This window comes from Janthinobacterium sp. BJB426 (assembly GCF_002735705.1).
Lineage (GTDB): Bacteria > Pseudomonadota > Gammaproteobacteria > Burkholderiales > Burkholderiaceae_D > Janthinobacterium.
The window spans coordinates 80,748-96,893 of record NZ_PDZL01000001.1 but is presented as its reverse complement, the minus strand read 5'-3'; the positions used below and the strand labels follow the sequence as shown (position 1 = coordinate 96,893).

General features: G+C 62.8%; 17 protein-coding genes. 8 read left to right on the top strand and 9 right to left on the bottom strand.

Annotation, left to right across the window (positions count from 1 at the left end; translation table 11 throughout):
- Positions 1 to 15 precede the first annotated feature (15 nt).
- Entirely contained in the window at positions 16 to 1,128 is a 1,113-nt protein-coding gene (locus CSQ93_RS00405) for a Re/Si-specific NAD(P)(+) transhydrogenase subunit alpha (protein WP_099376259.1), read from the bottom strand.
- Between the two features lie 412 nt (positions 1,129 to 1,540).
- Between CSQ93_RS00405 and CSQ93_RS00400 the strand changes: the two genes are divergently transcribed.
- Both CSQ93_RS00400 and mnmA read left to right on the top strand, forming a co-directional pair.
- On the top strand, positions 1,541 to 2,020 hold the full coding sequence (locus CSQ93_RS00400) for an NUDIX hydrolase (protein WP_034745637.1): 480 nt from the start codon (positions 1,541 to 1,543) through the stop codon (positions 2,018 to 2,020).
- Between the two features lie 41 nt (positions 2,021 to 2,061).
- Positions 2,062 to 3,183 carry a tRNA 2-thiouridine(34) synthase MnmA gene (gene mnmA, locus CSQ93_RS00395; RefSeq protein WP_099376258.1) on the top strand — a complete coding sequence of 374 codons (1,122 nt, stop codon included), beginning with the start codon at positions 2,062 to 2,064 and terminating at the stop codon, positions 3,181 to 3,183.
- Here mnmA and CSQ93_RS00390 read toward each other — a convergent pair.
- From CSQ93_RS00390 to CSQ93_RS00380, 3 genes are all read right to left on the bottom strand, one after another.
- Positions 3,180 to 3,587, bottom strand: coding sequence for a response regulator (locus CSQ93_RS00390; protein WP_077409312.1), 408 nt, complete (start codon positions 3,585 to 3,587; stop codon positions 3,180 to 3,182). The genes mnmA and CSQ93_RS00390 overlap by 4 nt on opposite strands.
- Before the next feature lie 41 nt (positions 3,588 to 3,628).
- A complete protein-coding gene (locus CSQ93_RS00385; RefSeq protein WP_099376257.1) occupies positions 3,629 to 4,402 on the bottom strand; it encodes a 5'-3' exonuclease in 774 nt (257 codons plus the stop codon).
- A gap of 71 nt (positions 4,403 to 4,473) precedes the next feature.
- Positions 4,474 to 5,145: a glutathione S-transferase gene (locus CSQ93_RS00380; protein WP_099376256.1), complete on the bottom strand. Its 672-nt coding sequence runs from the start codon at positions 5,143 to 5,145 to the stop codon at positions 4,474 to 4,476.
- Positions 5,146 to 5,308: 163 nt separating this feature from the next.
- Here CSQ93_RS00380 and CSQ93_RS00375 point away from each other — a divergent pair, with 163 nt between their 5' ends.
- From CSQ93_RS00375 to nagZ, 4 genes are all read left to right on the top strand, one after another.
- Positions 5,309 to 6,361, top strand: a complete 1,053-nt coding sequence (locus CSQ93_RS00375) for a YjgN family protein (protein WP_233515967.1) — start codon at positions 5,309 to 5,311, stop codon at positions 6,359 to 6,361.
- A gap of 1 nt (position 6,362) precedes the next feature.
- On the top strand, positions 6,363 to 7,376 hold the full coding sequence (locus tag CSQ93_RS00370) for a M48 family metallopeptidase (protein WP_099376254.1): 1,014 nt from the start codon (positions 6,363 to 6,365) through the stop codon (positions 7,374 to 7,376).
- 101 nt (positions 7,377 to 7,477) lie between these two features.
- Entirely contained in the window at positions 7,478 to 9,088 is a 1,611-nt protein-coding gene (locus CSQ93_RS00365; RefSeq protein WP_099376253.1) for an FMN-binding glutamate synthase family protein, read from the top strand.
- Positions 9,089 to 9,258: 170 nt separating this feature from the next.
- Positions 9,259 to 10,800 (top strand): beta-N-acetylhexosaminidase, encoded by a 1,542-nt coding sequence (gene nagZ / locus CSQ93_RS00360; protein ID WP_099376252.1) that lies wholly within the window; start codon positions 9,259 to 9,261, stop codon positions 10,798 to 10,800.
- Between the two features lie 49 nt (positions 10,801 to 10,849).
- Here the strand turns inward: nagZ and CSQ93_RS28625 are convergent, their stop codons facing one another.
- From CSQ93_RS28625 to CSQ93_RS00345, 4 genes are all read right to left on the bottom strand, one after another.
- Positions 10,850 to 11,011, bottom strand: coding sequence for a hypothetical protein (locus CSQ93_RS28625; RefSeq protein ID WP_158301061.1), 162 nt, complete (start codon positions 11,009 to 11,011; stop codon positions 10,850 to 10,852).
- Positions 11,012 to 11,082: 71 nt separating this feature from the next.
- Entirely contained in the window at positions 11,083 to 11,358 is a 276-nt protein-coding gene (locus tag CSQ93_RS00355) for a hypothetical protein (protein ID WP_096238121.1), read from the bottom strand.
- Positions 11,359 to 11,367: 9 nt separating this feature from the next.
- Positions 11,368 to 13,269 (bottom strand): ferrous iron transporter B, encoded by a 1,902-nt coding sequence (gene feoB / locus CSQ93_RS00350; RefSeq protein WP_099376662.1) that lies wholly within the window; start codon positions 13,267 to 13,269, stop codon positions 11,368 to 11,370.
- A 2-nt stretch (positions 13,270 to 13,271) separates the two neighbouring features.
- Positions 13,272 to 13,556 carry a FeoA family protein gene (locus tag CSQ93_RS00345; RefSeq protein ID WP_077408814.1) on the bottom strand — a complete coding sequence of 95 codons (285 nt, stop codon included), beginning with the start codon at positions 13,554 to 13,556 and terminating at the stop codon, positions 13,272 to 13,274.
- 412 nt (positions 13,557 to 13,968) lie between these two features.
- On the opposite strand from CSQ93_RS00345, the gene CSQ93_RS00340 reads away from it, so the two are divergent.
- Both CSQ93_RS00340 and CSQ93_RS00335 read left to right on the top strand, forming a co-directional pair.
- On the top strand, positions 13,969 to 14,184 hold the full coding sequence (locus CSQ93_RS00340) for a (2Fe-2S)-binding protein (RefSeq protein ID WP_034745611.1): 216 nt from the start codon (positions 13,969 to 13,971) through the stop codon (positions 14,182 to 14,184).
- 17 nt (positions 14,185 to 14,201) lie between these two features.
- On the top strand, positions 14,202 to 14,903 hold the full coding sequence (locus CSQ93_RS00335; protein WP_077409313.1) for an energy transducer TonB: 702 nt from the start codon (positions 14,202 to 14,204) through the stop codon (positions 14,901 to 14,903).
- A gap of 220 nt (positions 14,904 to 15,123) precedes the next feature.
- Here CSQ93_RS00335 and CSQ93_RS00330 read toward each other — a convergent pair whose 3' ends face one another.
- Positions 15,124 to 15,804 carry a Fe2+-dependent dioxygenase gene (locus CSQ93_RS00330; RefSeq protein ID WP_099376661.1) on the bottom strand — a complete coding sequence of 227 codons (681 nt, stop codon included), beginning with the start codon at positions 15,802 to 15,804 and terminating at the stop codon, positions 15,124 to 15,126.
- Positions 15,805 to 16,146 lie beyond the last annotated feature (342 nt).

Below are 16,146 nucleotides of genomic sequence, written 5' to 3'. Positions count from 1 at the left end.
TCTCCGGGCGCCGCGTTATTTTCTGAGGATGTCATTGCCCGCGCAAACCAGGCTGGCCTTGATGATTTCATCCTCGCGGTCGATCAGCAATTGGTCGTCCTTGTCGATGATGAGCTTTAAAAAGTCCAGCACGTTGCGCGCATACAGGGCCGACGCATCGGCCGCCACCAGGGTCGCCAGGTTCGGTTCGCCCACGATGTAGACGCCGTGCTTCAGCACCGTCTTGCCCAGTTCCGAGAGCGGGCAGTTGCCGCCCTGCTCCACGGCCAGATCGACGATGACGGAGCCGGGTTTCATGGCTTTCACCGTTTCTTCGGAAATGAGCACGGGCGCGGCGCGGCCGGGGATCAGCGCGGTGGTGATGATGATGTCGGCCAGTTTCGCCCGTTCATGCACCAGTTCGGCCTGGCGGCGCATCCAGTCGGCCGGCATGGCGCGCGCATAGCCGCCCGCACCCTTGGCAATCTCTTTTTCTTCATCCGTGAGGAAAGGCACGTCGAGGAACTTGGCGCCCAGCGACTCCACTTGTTCCTTGACGGGCGGACGCACGTCGGACGCCTCGATGACGGCGCCCAGGCGCTTGGCCGTGGCGATCGCCTGCAAACCTGCCACGCCCACGCCCATGATCAGCACGCGGGCCGCCTTGACGGTGCCGGCCGCCGTCATCAGCATCGGCATGAAGCGTTGATAGGTATTCGCCGCCACCAGCACGGCCTTGTAGCCGGCGATGTTCGCCTGCGACGACAGCACGTCCATCGACTGCGCGCGCGTGATGCGCGGCACGGCTTCCAGCGCGAAGGCGGACAGGCCGGCCGTGGCCATGGCGGCGATATTGTCCGCATCAAACGGGTTCAACATGCCGATCAGCACCGTGCCGCTGGCCATCAGGGCCCGTTCACCGGCATCGGGCGCGCGCACCTTGAGCACGATGGCGCAGCCATAGGCTTCCTGGGCGGTGCCGATCTGCGCGCCGGCGGCGGCATACGCGTCGTCAGGAATCGAGGCTTGCAGGCCCGCTCCCGACTGCACGACGATCTGATGCTTGGCTGCCAGCTTCTTGACTGTCTCGGGCGTGGCTGCCACCCGCGTTTCACCAGGCCGTGTTTCGGCCGGTATGCCTATCCTCATGATGCCTCCGCTAATTGATAAACTGACTAGAATCTAACACGGAAAGCAGCGCGTTAAACGTTTGTGAACCAGCAACTTTTAGTCGTACGACACTAATTTGCCCCTAATACCAATCCTCGTTCCGCCATGCGGTATGGCGCCCGTATTGTGGGAAAGGTGTGTCAATCTCACCACAGTCGAGCACGTGTGCGCGCTTGTTTTGACCACCGGTAAAGCCTATATTAGCGGGCGTTTCCTGCCATCTTGCCGCCTAAGCCCCCATGCTAGTGCGCTCCCCGGGAAAGACGTAAGTACCTCCCACCGCTATTTGCTAAAACGTTGTCATTTATCAATATGTCCGCGCAACAGAAGGCCGGGTTCAAACCGCGCGCGCAGAACAAGATAAAATGTCGGCTCTTTCAAGGATGGAATCATGCCGAGAATCTGGAAACCCTCTGTCACCGTTGCCGCCATCGTCGAGCGCGACGGCCTGTTTTTACTGATTGAAGAAGAGACCAGCGAAGGCATCAAGATCAATCAACCGGCCGGTCACCTCGACCCGTTCGAGTCGCTGGAACAGGCGGTGATCCGCGAAACGCTGGAAGAAGCGGCCTACGATTTCATCCCCACGGCACTGGTCGGCATGTACATGTCGCGCTATCAGTCACTGCGCACGGGCGAGGACGTGACCTATTTGCGCTTCACCTTTTGCGGCACGGCCGGCGCCGAGCATGACCGTCCGCTGGACGAAGGCATCATCCGCACCCTGTGGATGACGCGCGACGAGCTGGCGGCGTGCCAGGAACGCCACCGCAGCCCGCTGGTGCTGCAGTGTGTGGACGAATACCTGGCCGGCCGGCGCGCGCCGCTGGCCCTGCTGCACACGCATGCGTCCGTTTTCAATAGCGCATAGCAATACGCATTGCCATATTATTAAAGTAACTGGAAAGCAAGATGAGCAAGAAGAAAGTCGTTATCGGCATGTCGGGCGGGGTCGATTCCTCGGTCGCGGCATGGATGCTGAAGGAACAAGGCTATGAAGTCATCGGCCTGTTCATGAAAAACTGGGAAGATGACGACGATTCGGAATACTGCTCCACGCGCCAGGACTGGATCGATGCGGCCAGCGTGGCCGACGTCATCGGCGTCGATATCGAAGCCGTCAATTTCGCCTCCGAATACAAGGACCGCGTGTTCGCCGATTTCTTGCGCGAATACCAGGCTGGCCGCACGCCGAACCCGGACGTGCTGTGCAACGCCGAAATCAAGTTCAAGGCCTTCCTCGACCACGCCATGACGCTGGGCGCCGACCTGATCGCCACCGGCCACTATGCGCGCGTGCGCCAGGCGCCCACCGATGCGGGCCGTTATGAGCTGCTGAAAGCCGTCGACGCCAGCAAGGATCAAAGCTACTTCCTGCACCGTTTGAACCAGGCGCAGTTGTCCAAGACCTTGTTCCCGCTCGGTGAAATCCCGAAGACGCAAGTGCGCCAGATCGCCGAGAAACTGGCCCTGCCGAACGCGCAAAAGAAGGATTCGACGGGCATCTGCTTTATCGGCGAACGTCCGTTCCGCGAATTTTTGAACCGCTACCTGTCCTACAAGCCAGGCCCGATGAAAACGGCCGACGGCAAGACCGTGGGCGAACACGTGGGACTGAGTTTTTATACCCTGGGCCAGCGCAAGGGCATCGGCATCGGCGGCGTGAAGTCGTACCAGAACGCCGACGGCAGCAGCGACGCCTGGTATGTGGCGCGCAAGGATATCGCCAACAATACCTTGTGGGTGGTGCAGGGTCATGACCACCCGTGGCTGCTGTCACCGGCCTTGACGGCCGACCAGGCCAGCTGGGTGGCGGGAGTGGCGCCGCAGGCGGGCGCCTTGAGCGCCAAGACGCGCTACCGCCAGGCCGACGTGGCTTGCCACTTGCTGCCGGAGGGGAATGAACACTTCAGCCTGGCCTTCGACCAGGCGCAATGGGCCGTCACGCCGGGCCAGTCGGCCGTGCTGTACGACGGCGACGTGTGCCTGGGCGGCGGCATTATCGCCAGCGCGAGCGGCCTGGCTGGCGTCTAACTATTGCCTTGCGCAGCGGCGGCAAGCGCCTGCTGCTTGCGCACCATGGCAATGACCGTATTCCGCACGGTTTTCAGGACCGTGTCGGCCATGAACGGTTTCACGATGAAGCCCGACACGCCCATGGCGTGGGCCGCCTGCAGCGAGGCGGCATCGATGCCGCCCGAGACCATGAAAATGAGCGTCTTCGGATACTGGGCGCGGATGGTCTGCACCACATTCGTCCCATCTTCCACCTGTTCGCGCGCGATGCACACGAAATGCGGATGGTGCTTGACCAGCAGCGCCAGCCCCAGCGCGCTCGTATGCGTCTGCCCGCAGACATCGTAGCCGCCATCGGTCAGGACCGTGTTCAGCAGGCCGCGCGCCACGGCGCTGCTATCGATCAGGACTGTCTTTAACATCATGATTTACTTCCCTTGCTTGATTGTTCTTGCCTGGCGCTCTACTTTTCCCACGCCAGCTTGTTCCAGGTGACACCCAAGGTCACATCCGTTTTGAGCGCAACTAACTTTCTTGAAAGATACAGTATTTCCCGCTCTTTTCGCAGGCTTTCGCCCAGCGTGCCCGGCAAAATGCCCGCGCCGGCCATCACGGCGTCGATATTGCCGTAGGCACGCAACAGTTTCGCGCCCGTTTTCAGGCCGATCTTCGACACGCCGGGAATGCTGTCGGTGACGTCGCCCATCAGCGCCAGCAGGTCGGGCAGCAGTTCCGGCGGCACGCCGAACTTTTTCTCGACCCAGGCGTGGTCGTGCCAGATGCCCTTGAAGTGATCCCAGACGAGCGCGCCGTGGGCGATCAGGCCATGCAAGTCTTTGTCGGTGGTGGCGATGACGGCCGCGCCGCGCCCCTCGTGCAGCCAGCGCATGACAGCCGTGCCGATCACGTCGTCGGCCTCGACCTCGGGAATGCTGACCACATGCATGCCGAAGCTGGCCAGGGTGGCGTAAAAGCCGGGCAAGGCGTCGCGCAGCACCTGCGGCATGGGCTGGCGCCCCTCGCGGTAACCGGCATACAGGGCGTGGCGCCAGGTCGGGCCGCCAAAGTCGAAGGCCGGCAGGATGTGCGTCGGCTCGTGGTCGTTGATGAGGGTGCGGAATGACGACAGCGCATGGCGCAGCGCGATCTCCGCCTTCAGGTCGGAATCGGGTTCAGGACTGGCTTCGTAGACGCGGCGTACGATATTCAAGCCGTCGATAGCGAGGAGTCGGGCCATGCGGTAAGTGGATACTGATTGAATCGGGCATTTTACCGTATGGTTCGCCGCACATCGGGCTTGAATGCCGCTTATTTGGCGAAATCGTAGGGCCCGCCACGCTCCAGCGCGCGCTGGTAGGCGGGCCGCGCGTGGATGCGCTGCAGGAACGCCGTCAGCTTCGGCAAGCGCTCGTCGAGTCCGCCGCGCATGGCGGCCGCTTCCAGCGGAAAACTCATCTGGATGTCGGCCGCCGTGAATTCATTGCCGGCAAACCATTTGGTGTTCTCCAGCTCCGCTTCCATGTAGGCCAGCTGGCTATTAATATTGGGCAGGACGAAGCTGCTCTTGACCTTGCTGGCGATGCCGCGCGCGATCGGCTTGACGAAAAACGGCATCGGCGACGATTCGACCTTGTCGAACACCAGCTTCATCAGCAGCGGCGGCATGGCCGAGCCTTCCGCGAAATGCAGCCAGTAAGTCCAGCGCAGCTTGTCCGGCGTGCCCGCCGCCGGGACCAGGCGGCCATTGCCGTAGCGCTCGACCAGGTAGTCGATGATGGCGCCCGATTCGGCGATGGTGTTGGCGCCATCCGTGATCACGGGCGACTTGCCCAGCGGATGCACGGCTTTCAAGGAAGCGGGCGCCAGCATGGTTTTCTGGTCGCGCTGGTAGCGCTTGACCTCGTAGTCGAGGCCCAGTTCCTCGAGCAGCCAGAGCACGCGCTGCGAGCGCGAGTTGTTCAGATGGTGGACGACGATCATGGTTTTCCCGGTAACGATGGTTGAGTTCCAGTATAGCCGGGGACGGCCGGATCGGGTCGGCGCAAGCGAATCGACGAAAAAATTGCGAAAAACAGTATTTTCAATTGATAACTTTTCAATAATCCCTTATCTTGTTTTGTTTCCAATCAGTAAGGAAACCCCTGTGGATTTCGACGCAAACAACACTACTCCCCGGCAAGAAGCCATCACCTTCAGCGCCACCGGCAGCGAATACTTCCGTATCTGGATCGTCAACCTGCTGCTGAGCATCGTCACCCTGGGCATTTATTCCGCCTGGGCCAAGGTGCGCCGCAACCGCTACTTCTATTCGAGCACCCACCTGGCGGGCGGCAGCTTCGAATACCATGGCAACGCCATCGCCATCCTGAAAGGCCGCATCGCGGCCGTGGTGCTGATCGCCGGCTACAACATCGCCTTCCAGGTCTCGCCCGTCGTCGGCTTGCTGATGTTCGTGCTGCTGGCCGCCATCCTGCCCTGGCTGGTCTGGAAAAGCCTGCAATTCAAGCTGTACAACACCAGCTATCGCGGCATCCGCTTCGGCTTTGGCGGCAGCGCCAAGGAAGCCTACAAATATTTCCTGTGGCTGCCCATCCTGAATACCTTCACGGGCGGCCTGATGACGCCTTTCCTGCACCAGCGCCTGAAGCGCTTCCAGCACACGCAAAGCCGTTTCGGCGCCACCCATTTCAGCTTTGACGCCACGGTCGGCAGCTTCTACAAGACCTACCTGCTGTTCTTCGCGCTGCTGCTGGGCGGCTTGCTGGTCCTGATTTTCGTCGTCTTCGGCAGCGTGTTCGCCTCGTTTGCGGCCAATGCGAATGACAAGACCAAGGTGGGCAGCCTGCTGTTTGCCATCGGCGCCTTGTACCTGTGGGCGTTCACCGTGCTGCCGCTGTTCCTGACCATGATCCAGAACCTGATCTGGAACCATACGCGCCTGCAGCAACACCAGTTCCAGTCGCAGCTGACCTGGGGCCGCACCACCTTCGTCATGCTGAGCAACCTGCTGGGCATCGTCGTCACCCTGGGCCTGTTTACGCCATTCGCCCATGTGCGCTGGCTGAAGTACCGCCTGGAAGCGACGTCCATGCTGGTGCACGGCAGCCTGGACGAATTTGTCGCCGCCACGGGCCAGCAAGTGTCGGCCACGGGCGAAGGCATGGTCGACCTGCTGGACTTCGACCTGTCGCTGTAGCATGACGCCCGATCACGACGCGCCGGGCGCGGCCCCCGTGCCAGCGCGCTATTTCGACGGCCAGACCTCACGCCTGTACCACGTCACGCTCAGCGTGCGCGATGGTCAGGCCGTGCTGGCCGGCGACATCGAGCGCAGCTGCCCCTTGGGCGAGCTGCACGTATCCGAACGCAGCAGCCACGCCGTGCGCAAGGTCAGTTTTGCCGATGGCGCCTACCTGGAAATCGCCGACCAGCTTGCCTTCAACAGCCTGCTGCACGACACGGGCCACCGCGACGGCTGGGTGGTGCGGCTGCAGCAAAGCTGGCGCGGCGCCCTGCTGGCCACGGTCGCCACCGTGCTGGCCCTGTGGCTCAGCTACCAGTACCTGCTGCCGCTGGCGGCCAAGGGCATCGCGTACACCCTGCCGCAGTCCGTCGAACGGCAGCTGGGCCAGGGCGTGCTCGACATGCTGGACCGCCATGTGTTCGCGCCGAGCCAGCTCGATGGCGCGCGCCAGCAAGCCTTGCGCGCCCAGTTCGCGCGCCTGGCCACGCCAGGCGACAGCACGCCCGTGCACCGCATCGTTTTCCGCAAGAGCAAGATCGGCCCGAACGCGTTCGCCCTGCCATCCGGCGACATCGTGCTGACGGACGAAATGATCGAACTGCTGCCGGACGACCTGGCCATCATGGGCGTGCTGGCGCATGAGCTGGGACATTTGCAGCAGCGCCACCTGACGCGGCGCATCATCCAGACTTCGGCCGTCGGCGCCGGCGCCGCGCTGCTATTCGGCGACGTGTCGACGGTGGTGGCGACCCTGCCGCCGCTGCTGCTGGACTTGAAGTATTCGCGCGACGTCGAACGCGACGCGGACGACTACGCCATCGCCATGCTGCGCCAGAACGGCATCCCGCTGGAACACCTGGCGCAAGTGTTTGTCGCCCTGGGCAAGCTGGACGAGGGCACGCCCTACCTGTCGAGCCATCCGGCCAGCACTGAACGCATCGAACGCATCCGCGCCGCACAACGGTGATCCTGCGCGGCGTCCACGGGGCGCTGCGTTCTTTCCCACCAGCACGTTCCGCGAATCGAAGGTAGACTCGGCAATATCAGTCTGACTTCACCGGAGTGCCCATGCACCTAGTACCATTTCGCTACCTGACCTTCATTGCGACGGCAGCCATCTTTGTCCTGTCCCTGTTTTACTACGATCATTACTGGCTGCCCGTGCTGGCCGGCGCGCTGACCCTGGTCGGCATCAGCGATCTGCTGCAAACGAAGCGCGCCCTGCGCCGCAACTACCCCATCCTCGCGCATTTCCGTTTCTTCTTCGAGAGCATCCGCCCCGAAATCCGCCAGTATTTCCTGGAAAGCGACAGCGAAGCGACGCCGTTCTCGCGCAGCCAGCGCAGCATCGTCTACCAGCGCGCCAAGGAGCAGACGGACAAGCGTCCGTTCGGCACCCAGCTCGACGTGTATGAAGCGGGCTACGAATGGATTAACCATTCCATCGCTCCCGCCAAGGTGACGGGCCACGATTTCCGCATCGAGATCGGCAACCATCCGGACTGCCCGCGTGAAAAGCCGTATTCGGCCAGCGTCTTCAATATCTCGGCAATGAGCTTTGGCGCCCTGTCGGCCAACGCCATCCTGGCCCTGAACGGCGGCGCGCGCAGCGGCGGCTTCATGCACGATACGGGCGAAGGCAGCATCAGTCCTTATCATCGCGAAAACGGCGGCGACCTGGTATGGGAAATCGGCTCCGGCTATTTCGGCTGCCGCAACCAGGACGGCACGTTTTCGGAAGAGCGCTTCATCGCCAACGCCAGCTCCGAGCAGGTCAAAATGATCGAGCTGAAAATGTCGCAGGGCGCCAAGCCGGGCCACGGCGGCGTGCTGCCCGGCCCGAAAGTGACCATCGAGATCGCCACCACGCGCGGCGTGATGGTGGGCGAGGATTGCGTCTCGCCGGCCGCGCACAGCGCCTTTTCCACGCCGCTGGAAATGCTGCACTTTATCGACCGCCTGCGCACGCTCTCCGGCGGCAAGCCGACGGGCTTCAAGCTGGCCATCGGCCATCCGTGGGAGTTTTTCGCCATCGTCAAAGCCATGCTGGAAACGGGCATCACGCCCGACTTCATCGTTGTCGACGGCAGCGAAGGCGGCACGGGCGCCGCGCCCCTGGAATTCACGGACCACGTGGGCACGCCGCTGCAGGAAGCGCTGGTGCTCGTGCATAACACCCTGGTGGGCGCCAATCTGCGCGAACGCATCAAGATCGGCTGCTCGGGCAAGATCATCACGGCCTTCGACATCGCCCGCCTGCTGGCGCTGGGCGCCGACTGGTGCAATTCGGCGCGCGGCTTCATGTTCGCGCTGGGTTGCATCCAGTCGCAAAGCTGCCACACGGACCGCTGCCCGACCGGCGTGGCCACGCAAGACCCGCAGCGCCAGCGCGCGCTGGTGGTATCCGACAAAATCGCCCGCGTGGCGCACTTCCATCAGAACACCATGAAGGCGCTGGCCGAACTGATCGCCGCCGCCGGCCTGGCGCACCCGCAGGAACTGCGTCCACACCACCTGGTGCGCCGCATCTCGCCGAATCAGGTGAAACTGGCCTCGGCCCTGCTGCCCTTCCTGGAGGCGGGCCAGCTGCTCGACCCGAGCCAGCTGCCGCAACTGCCGCCCGTGTTCGGCCTGTACTGGCCCAAGGCACAATCGGCATCGTTCCAGCGCCTCGATTGATACGGCCTTTGCGCAAGCGGAGCAATACCACTTAATAACCACTTGCGCAATTATCTGAATCCAATACAATACCAAAAAAAGGCAGCTTTTCCGGTGATTGTCCAGATGCGTCACCAGGGGCCAGAATACGGACTTGTCGTCATCAGAATGAATACCGGAGGAGTTGCAGCATGGAGCAGGGTTTGCGCGAGAAAGTAGGACAGCTATTCATGGTGGGCTTCGATGCCCTGCAGGCGGACGAGCATATCAAGACCTTGATACGCGAAAAAAAGGTGGGCGGCGTGATCCTGTTCCGCCGCAACGTGCACACGCCCGCGCAAGTGTCGGCCCTGTGCCGCGAGCTGCAGGAGATCAACGCGGAAGTGTCCGACACCCCGCTCTTGATTTCCATCGACCAGGAAGGCGGCATGGTGATGCGCATCGAGCAGGGCGTGACGCCAATTCCCGCCGCGATGGCTTTCCAGGCGGCCGGCTCCATCGAGGACTGCGAACGCATGAACCAGATCTGCGGCGATGAAATGCGCCAGGTGGGCATCAACCTGCTGCTCGCGCCCGTGCTGGACGTGAACAACAACCGCAACAATCCCGTCATCGGCGTGCGCGCGTATGGCGAAGATGCCGCCACCGTCATCGACTACGGCATGGCGGCCATGCGCGGCCAGCGCGCCAGCGGCGTGGCCGTGACAGCCAAGCATTTCCCCGGCCACGGCGACACGGCCATCGATACGCATTACGCCATGGCGCTGGTCCCGCACGACAAGGAACGCCTGCGCGCCGTGGAACTGGCACCCTTCCGCGCCGCGATTGCCGGCGGCGTGGACGCCATCATGACGGCGCACGTGGTCTTCCCCGCCTTCGAGGCCGACACCAGCGTGCCGGCCACCCTGTCGAAAGGCGTGCTGACGGACCTGCTGCGCGGTGAAATGGGCTACAAGGGCGTCATCATCACCGACTGCCTGGAAATGGCGGCCATTGCCGACGGCATCGGCATCGCCCAGGGCGCCATCGCCACCCTGCAGGCAGGCGCCGACATCGTCCTCATCTCGCACCGCGAAGCGCAGCAGACGGCCGCCATCGATGCCGTCATCGCCGCCGTGGAGCACGGTGACATTGCGATCTCCCGCATCGACGCGGCTTGTGCGCGCGTGGCTGAACTCAAGCGCAAACGCGCCGTGCGCGACTGGCGTGCGCGCCCCGTCACGCCACCGGCGCTGATGCAGCCGGCCGCCATGGCCCTGTCGCAGCTGCTGCAAAAAGCCGCCTTGCGCGTGCAGGGAGACTACCGCCCGCTCGACGCCAGCCTGCCCGTGACCCTGCTGACGGTGGAAGTGCGTTCGCGCAGCGAAATCGACGAAGTGGCGCTGGGCCGCAACAAGGAAGCGCGCAGCTCGATGCTGCCGGCGCTGCTCGAAGCGGGCCTGGACGTGCGCGAGTATGCCTTGTCGGCCGAAGCGCTGGACGACGAGGTCAACGAAGCCATCGCCTTTGCGCAAGGCGCGCAGCAGATCGTGCTGCAAACGTATAACGCCATGTTCGTCGACGGCCAGCGCCGCCTCGTCGAAGCCCTGCCGCACGATAAACTGTGGCTGGTGGCGGGCCGTTTACCGTATGACCTGGACCTGGCGCCCAACGCGCAAGGCCGCCTGGCCGCCTTCGGCTGCCGCCCGGCCGCGCTGGTGCCGGTCGTCGACAAGCTGGCCGGCAAAGCGTAAGCGCCGTACTGCAGACGTAAAAAAACCCGCATGCGCGGGTTTTTTTCATTCAGGTTGCTGCGACGGGCGGCAGAGCCGCCACCGCCAGCAAGGCAAACGGTCCGAGGAACAGGCCGATGCCGAACCAGAGTCCCCCGTGGCGGCCGCGCCGGCTGGCCAGCAGCCAGGTGGCGACCGCAAACAGAAACATGAAGATCAACGGTATCGCCATTGCCACTCCTTGCCATGCGGAAATCCCAGTGTAGCCCACTGGCGCGCCCATGACCAGACCTACATCAAGCCCTAACGCTGTACCTGCATCAGGATCACGCGCTTGCTGCTGCCGTCGGCCGGCGGCGTGGCGGACGGCGGCGGCGGACTGTCGCAGGAGCCGCAGGAACCGCAACCGCTGCCGCAGCCCGGCGCCACCTTGAAGAAGGCCGACATCTTCGCCTCATCGAGGCCGCAGCGCACGAGGCCGCGTACGATGGCGCGGCGCACGCCCGCCGGCAGGTACTTGGTCGAAAAATGCAGCAGCGCGGCTGCGACGATCAGGGCGACGATCAGGGTTTGCCACATGCTTTTCTCCTAAGCGCCCAGCATCAGGGCGACGCGGTACGTGATGAACGAGGCGGCGTAGGCCAGGGCGAACATGTAGCCGGCCATCAGCAGCGGATAGCGCCAGCCTCCCGTCTCGCGCTTCACCACGGAGAGGGTCGACAGGCACTGCGGCGCAAACACATACCAGGCCAGCAGGGACAGCGCGGTGGCCATCGACCACGAATGGGCGATCAGCGGCTCCAGCGTGGTGGCCAGCGCATCGCCCGTTTGCGACAGCGCGTACACGGTGCCCAGGGCGCCGACGGCCACTTCGCGCGCCGCCATGCCCGGCACCAGCGCGATGCAGATCTGCCAGTTGAAGCCGATCGGCGCGAAGATCACTTCCAGGCCGCGGCCCAGGATGCCGGCCAGGCTGTAGTAGATCGGCGGATGGATCGCATTGTCCGGCGGGCCGGGGAAGGTGCTGAGGAACCACAGGATGATCATCAGGCTCAGGATGATGGTACCGACGCGCGTGAGGAAGATCTTCGCGCGCTCCCACAGGCTGACGGCCAGGTTGCGCAGATGCGGCCAGTGATACGCCGGCAGTTCCAGCATCAGCGGCTGGTTGCCGCGCACGCCCATGCCGCGCTTCATGACCCAGGCCACGGCCATGGCCGAGATGATGCCGGCGAAGTACAGCACGAACAGCACCAGGCCTTGCAGGCTCAGATAGCCCCATACCTGGCGTTCCGGGATGAAGGCGGCGATGATCAGCGCATACACGGGCAAACGCGCCGAACACGTCATCAGCGGCGCGATCATGATGGTGACCAGGCGGTCGCGCGGGTTCTGGATGGTGCGCGCCGCCATCACGCCGGGAATGGCGCAGGCAAAGCTCGACAGCAGCGGAATGAAGGCGCGGCCGGACAGGCCCACGCCGCCCATCAGGCGGTCCAGCAAAAATGCCGCGCGCGGCAGGTAGCCGCAGTCTTCCAGGCTCAGGATGAAGAAGAACAAAATCAGGATCTGCGGCAGGAAGACCAGCACGCTGCCGACGCCGCCGATGATGCCTTCCACCAGCAGGCTTTTCAGGTGACCGTCAGGCATGTTCGCCGTCAGCACGGCGCCCAGGTGGCCCACGCCATCGGTGATCATTTCCATCGGCGTGGCGGCCCAGGCAAACACGGCCTGGAAGATCAGGAACATCAGCACGGCCAGGATGATGGGGCCGAACACGGGGTGTAGCACCACGTCGTCGATCTTTTCCGTCAGGTTGCCCTTGTCGCTCGTGTCATTGCTGACGGCGGCCAGGATGCGGCGCACTTCGCGCTGGGTTTCCTCGACGGTGACGGCATCGATGGCCGCCAGCGGTTTCGCTTCCACGACCGGCAGCGGCAGCATGGCGTCGATGGCGTTCAGCAAGGCTTTTTCGCCGTCGTGCTGCACTGCGACGGTTTCCACCACGGGCATGCCCAGTTCAGCCGACAGTCTGGCCGTGTCAATGAGCATGCCGCGCTTGCGCGCCACGTCCGTCATGTTCAGGGCCAGCAGCATCGGCAGGCCCAGGCGCTTGACTTCCAGCACCAGACGCAGATTCAGGCGCAGATTGGTGGCGTCGACGACGCAGATGATGGCGTCCGGACGCGGGTCGCCGCGGCGCAGGCCGCCCACCACGTCGCGCGTGATGGCTTCATCGGGCGTGGTGGCCGACAGGCTGTAGGCGCCCGGCAGGTCGAGCAGGCGCACGGGCTTGCCGGCGGGCGAAGTGAAATGGCCTTCCTTGCGCTCGATGGTCACGCCGGCGTAGTTCGCCACTTTCTGGCGCGCGCCCGTCAAACGGTTGAACAGGGCGGTCTTGCCGCAGTTGGGATTGCCCAGCAAGGCAATTTGTGGCTGATGCGGCGGCTTGTGCACGCCCGCATCGACGATAGTTTCGACAGCACCCATGGTCATTCCGGTTGAAGCAGCGGTTGAATCGTGATCAGCGCCGCTTCGAAGCGGCGCAGCGCGAACGTGGCATTGCCGACCTTGATGGCCAGCGGATCGCCACCGGGAATGCCGCGCTTGAGCATGCGGATACGTTCGCCGGGAACGAATCCCAGCTCCATCAAACGGCGGGCCAGGTCGACGCCGTCCTCCGTCTGTCCTGCCGTGTGGGGCGTGATATGCAACACCGTGCCGCTCTGGCCGACTGCCAGCGCATCGAGCGTCATCATGGGTGGAACTAGAGTCATGAGCAAATTCCGTTCAAATTAAGAACACCTGATACCGGCGACGGCGCAAGGCGCCTTGCACCGGTTCGAGGTTTGTGAGGTAAAACGCAACTGTTGCGCATTACCGACAAGCGGCCATTCAATCTGTCCAGACGGCGACCGTCCGAGACAATACCAGCATTATAAACATGAATGCGAATAGTTTTTATTTAGCCCGGAGAGCCGCCCCCATCAAGGGCTGCGTCATACGGGAACATGGCCTGTCAAGCTACGGCGCCAGGCCGCCAACTGCCGCACACTTGATCAAAATCGCTTGCATTGTCCTGCACTTTGCGCGACAATGAAACGTAATGATAATGATTCTCATTAAAACACTAGCAACAATGCTTTCCAGCACTAGTGTCTGTTCATCCTCCAGCCAGAAGGTGTATCAATGATTGTATGTGTCTGCAACAACATATCTGATCGTGAAATCCGTCAAGCCGTCGATCTTGGCCTGTCCAGCATGGCCGAACTGCGCCGCGACCTGGGCGTGGCCACCTGCTGCGGCAAATGCCACACCTGCGCACGGGAAGTGCTGAACGATCACCTGAACGCCACCGTGGCGCTGCAAGAAACCGTATTGATGCGAGCTGTACTGACAAACTAAAGAAAGCGATGAACGCCATGACGATGATGCCCCCGCCCGTAACGGTGCAGGCCGTGCAGCAATTTGCCGACTTCGACAAGAAGCGCAACAAATTCGCGCCGCTGATGGCCATCGTCGTCCTGCATATCGCCGGCTTTTACGCCATCCAGAGCGGCCTGCTGAGCCGCGTGGTCACGGCGGCCATGCCGACCATCACCACCATCAGCATCATTGCCCCGCCAGCGCCGCCCAAGCCGCCGGCACCCTCCGTACCGAAAACCGTGGAATTGAGTGCCCCCGTGCCGCGCGCCGTGATCCCGCCGCTGCCGCTGATTGCCGTGGCGCCAAGCGAACCGACGATCACGCCGCCGCAGCCGACGCGCGCCGAAGCGGCACCGGTTGCCACCGCCGCGCCGACAGCACCATCGACACCGTCGCCGACGCCGCCTGCGCCGTCGACGCCGCGCACCGTCAGCAGCGTCGAATACATCAAGGCGCCGCAACTGATCTACCCGAACCTGTCGCGCCGTCTGGGCGAAAGCGGCACCGTGGTGTTGCGCATCCTGATCAATGAAAAGGGCTTGCCCGAGCAAATCCTGATCCATAAATCGACCGGCTACGGCAACCTCGATGAAGCGGGCCGCCAGGCCGCCCAGCGCGCGCTGTTCAAGCCGATGATCGAAAACGGCAAGCCCGTCCCCGTGTACGTGCTCGTGCCCCTGACCTTCCAACTGAGCTAGCCTTCCGGCGGCCACGGCGCCGCTGCCAGCCCGCAAGCATCGCACCATGTGCCCTGCTTGCTTTTTTGCGCCCTGTTTTTTTTAGTCAAGCGATTTGCTTGTTTCAGTCTGCCAGCCTACATCCCCGGGCCCGGCAGACTTTTTTTTGCCGGTGCTTCACGCAGTATCGTAGGTCGGATTAGCGCGGCCACAGGCCACACGTAATCCGACACCGCCACGATCACATCTCCGCCCACATCCTGAGCAGGTTGTGATAATGCCCCGTCAAGCCCACGGTCGCCGGTGAATCGCCGTGCTCGCCGCGCACGCTCTGGATGTTCTGATCGAGCTCGAACAGCATGCTGCGTTTCCAGTCTTCGCGCACCATGCTTTGCGTCCACAGGAAGGAGCAGATACGCTCGCCGCTGGTGACGGGCAGCACCTGATGCACGCTGCTCGACGGATACACAATCACGTCGCCGGCCGGCAGTTTCACTTCATGCGTGCCGTAAGAATCGACCACCACCAGCTCGCCGCCTTCGTACTCGTCCGGCTCGTTCAGGAAGACGGTCGACGAGACGTCGGCGCGCATCGACTGCATGCCGTTTTTCGGTGTGCGGATGGCGCCGTCGATATGCAGGCCATAGTGCTCGCCGCCCGCATAGCTGTTGAAGAAGGGCGGCAGGATGCGCAGCGGCAGCACGGCCGAGAAGAACAGCGGATTGGCCATCAGCGCGCGGCTAACGATCTCGCCCAGCTCCAGCGCCAGCGGCGAACCCTCGGCCAGCTGGCGATTGCGCTTGACTTGCGCGCCTTGCGCCCCGACGCTGGCGCGCCCGTCGACCCAGTCCGTCTGCGCCAGGCGCTGGCGAAAATGCGTGACCTGTTCCGGCGTCAGCACGCCGGGTATATGCAGCATCATCTTGCTATCCTTTTTCAATAAATATCGCTGCCTGATTATCGCATCGCCTGCAGCGGCCAAGAAGACACAAAAGCAAGAACGGAATAACATTTCCCGCCTTTTCAGCGCGACCATGCAGGCGCGCCAGCGGCGGCCAAATAGCGGCGGGAACGCGAATGAGAATGGCCTTCATTTTCCTTAACAAATAAAAAACGGAAAAATGTGGCAATCCATTTGAGAATGGGTTTTATTCGCACGATATTTACGTTAAAAAGACGGAAAAATGCCGTTTAGCGCCCGAAATCGCCCATATTTTGCGCTATCATGCGGGCATAGCGAAACCGGCAACCTGCGCGCCACCAG

Bases quoted from the DNA above. Each gene is read 5' to 3' on its own strand.
- CSQ93_RS00405 (WP_099376259.1), bottom strand. From the start codon at position 1,128: ATGAGGATAGGCATACCGGCCGAAACACGGCCTGGTGAAACGCGGGTG.
- CSQ93_RS00400 (WP_034745637.1), top strand. From the start codon at position 1,541: ATGCCGAGAATCTGGAAACCCTCTGTCACCGTTGCCGCCATCGTCGAG.
- mnmA (WP_099376258.1), top strand. From the start codon at position 2,062: ATGAGCAAGAAGAAAGTCGTTATCGGCATGTCGGGCGGGGTCGATTCC.
- CSQ93_RS00390 (WP_077409312.1), bottom strand. From the start codon at position 3,587: ATGTTAAAGACAGTCCTGATCGATAGCAGCGCCGTGGCGCGCGGCCTG.
- CSQ93_RS00385 (WP_099376257.1), bottom strand. From the start codon at position 4,402: ATGGCCCGACTCCTCGCTATCGACGGCTTGAATATCGTACGCCGCGTC.
- CSQ93_RS00380 (WP_099376256.1), bottom strand. From the start codon at position 5,145: ATGATCGTCGTCCACCATCTGAACAACTCGCGCTCGCAGCGCGTGCTC.
- CSQ93_RS00370 (WP_099376254.1), top strand. From the start codon at position 6,363: ATGACGCCCGATCACGACGCGCCGGGCGCGGCCCCCGTGCCAGCGCGC.
- CSQ93_RS00365 (WP_099376253.1), top strand. From the start codon at position 7,478: ATGCACCTAGTACCATTTCGCTACCTGACCTTCATTGCGACGGCAGCC.
- nagZ (WP_099376252.1), top strand. From the start codon at position 9,259: ATGGAGCAGGGTTTGCGCGAGAAAGTAGGACAGCTATTCATGGTGGGC.
- CSQ93_RS28625 (WP_158301061.1), bottom strand. From the start codon at position 11,011: ATGGCGATACCGTTGATCTTCATGTTTCTGTTTGCGGTCGCCACCTGG.
- CSQ93_RS00355 (WP_096238121.1), bottom strand. From the start codon at position 11,358: ATGTGGCAAACCCTGATCGTCGCCCTGATCGTCGCAGCCGCGCTGCTG.
- feoB (WP_099376662.1), bottom strand. From the start codon at position 13,269: ATGGGTGCTGTCGAAACTATCGTCGATGCGGGCGTGCACAAGCCGCCG.
- CSQ93_RS00345 (WP_077408814.1), bottom strand. From the start codon at position 13,556: ATGACTCTAGTTCCACCCATGATGACGCTCGATGCGCTGGCAGTCGGC.
- CSQ93_RS00340 (WP_034745611.1), top strand. From the start codon at position 13,969: ATGATTGTATGTGTCTGCAACAACATATCTGATCGTGAAATCCGTCAA.
- CSQ93_RS00335 (WP_077409313.1), top strand. From the start codon at position 14,202: ATGACGATGATGCCCCCGCCCGTAACGGTGCAGGCCGTGCAGCAATTT.
- CSQ93_RS00330 (WP_099376661.1), bottom strand. From the start codon at position 15,804: ATGATGCTGCATATACCCGGCGTGCTGACGCCGGAACAGGTCACGCAT.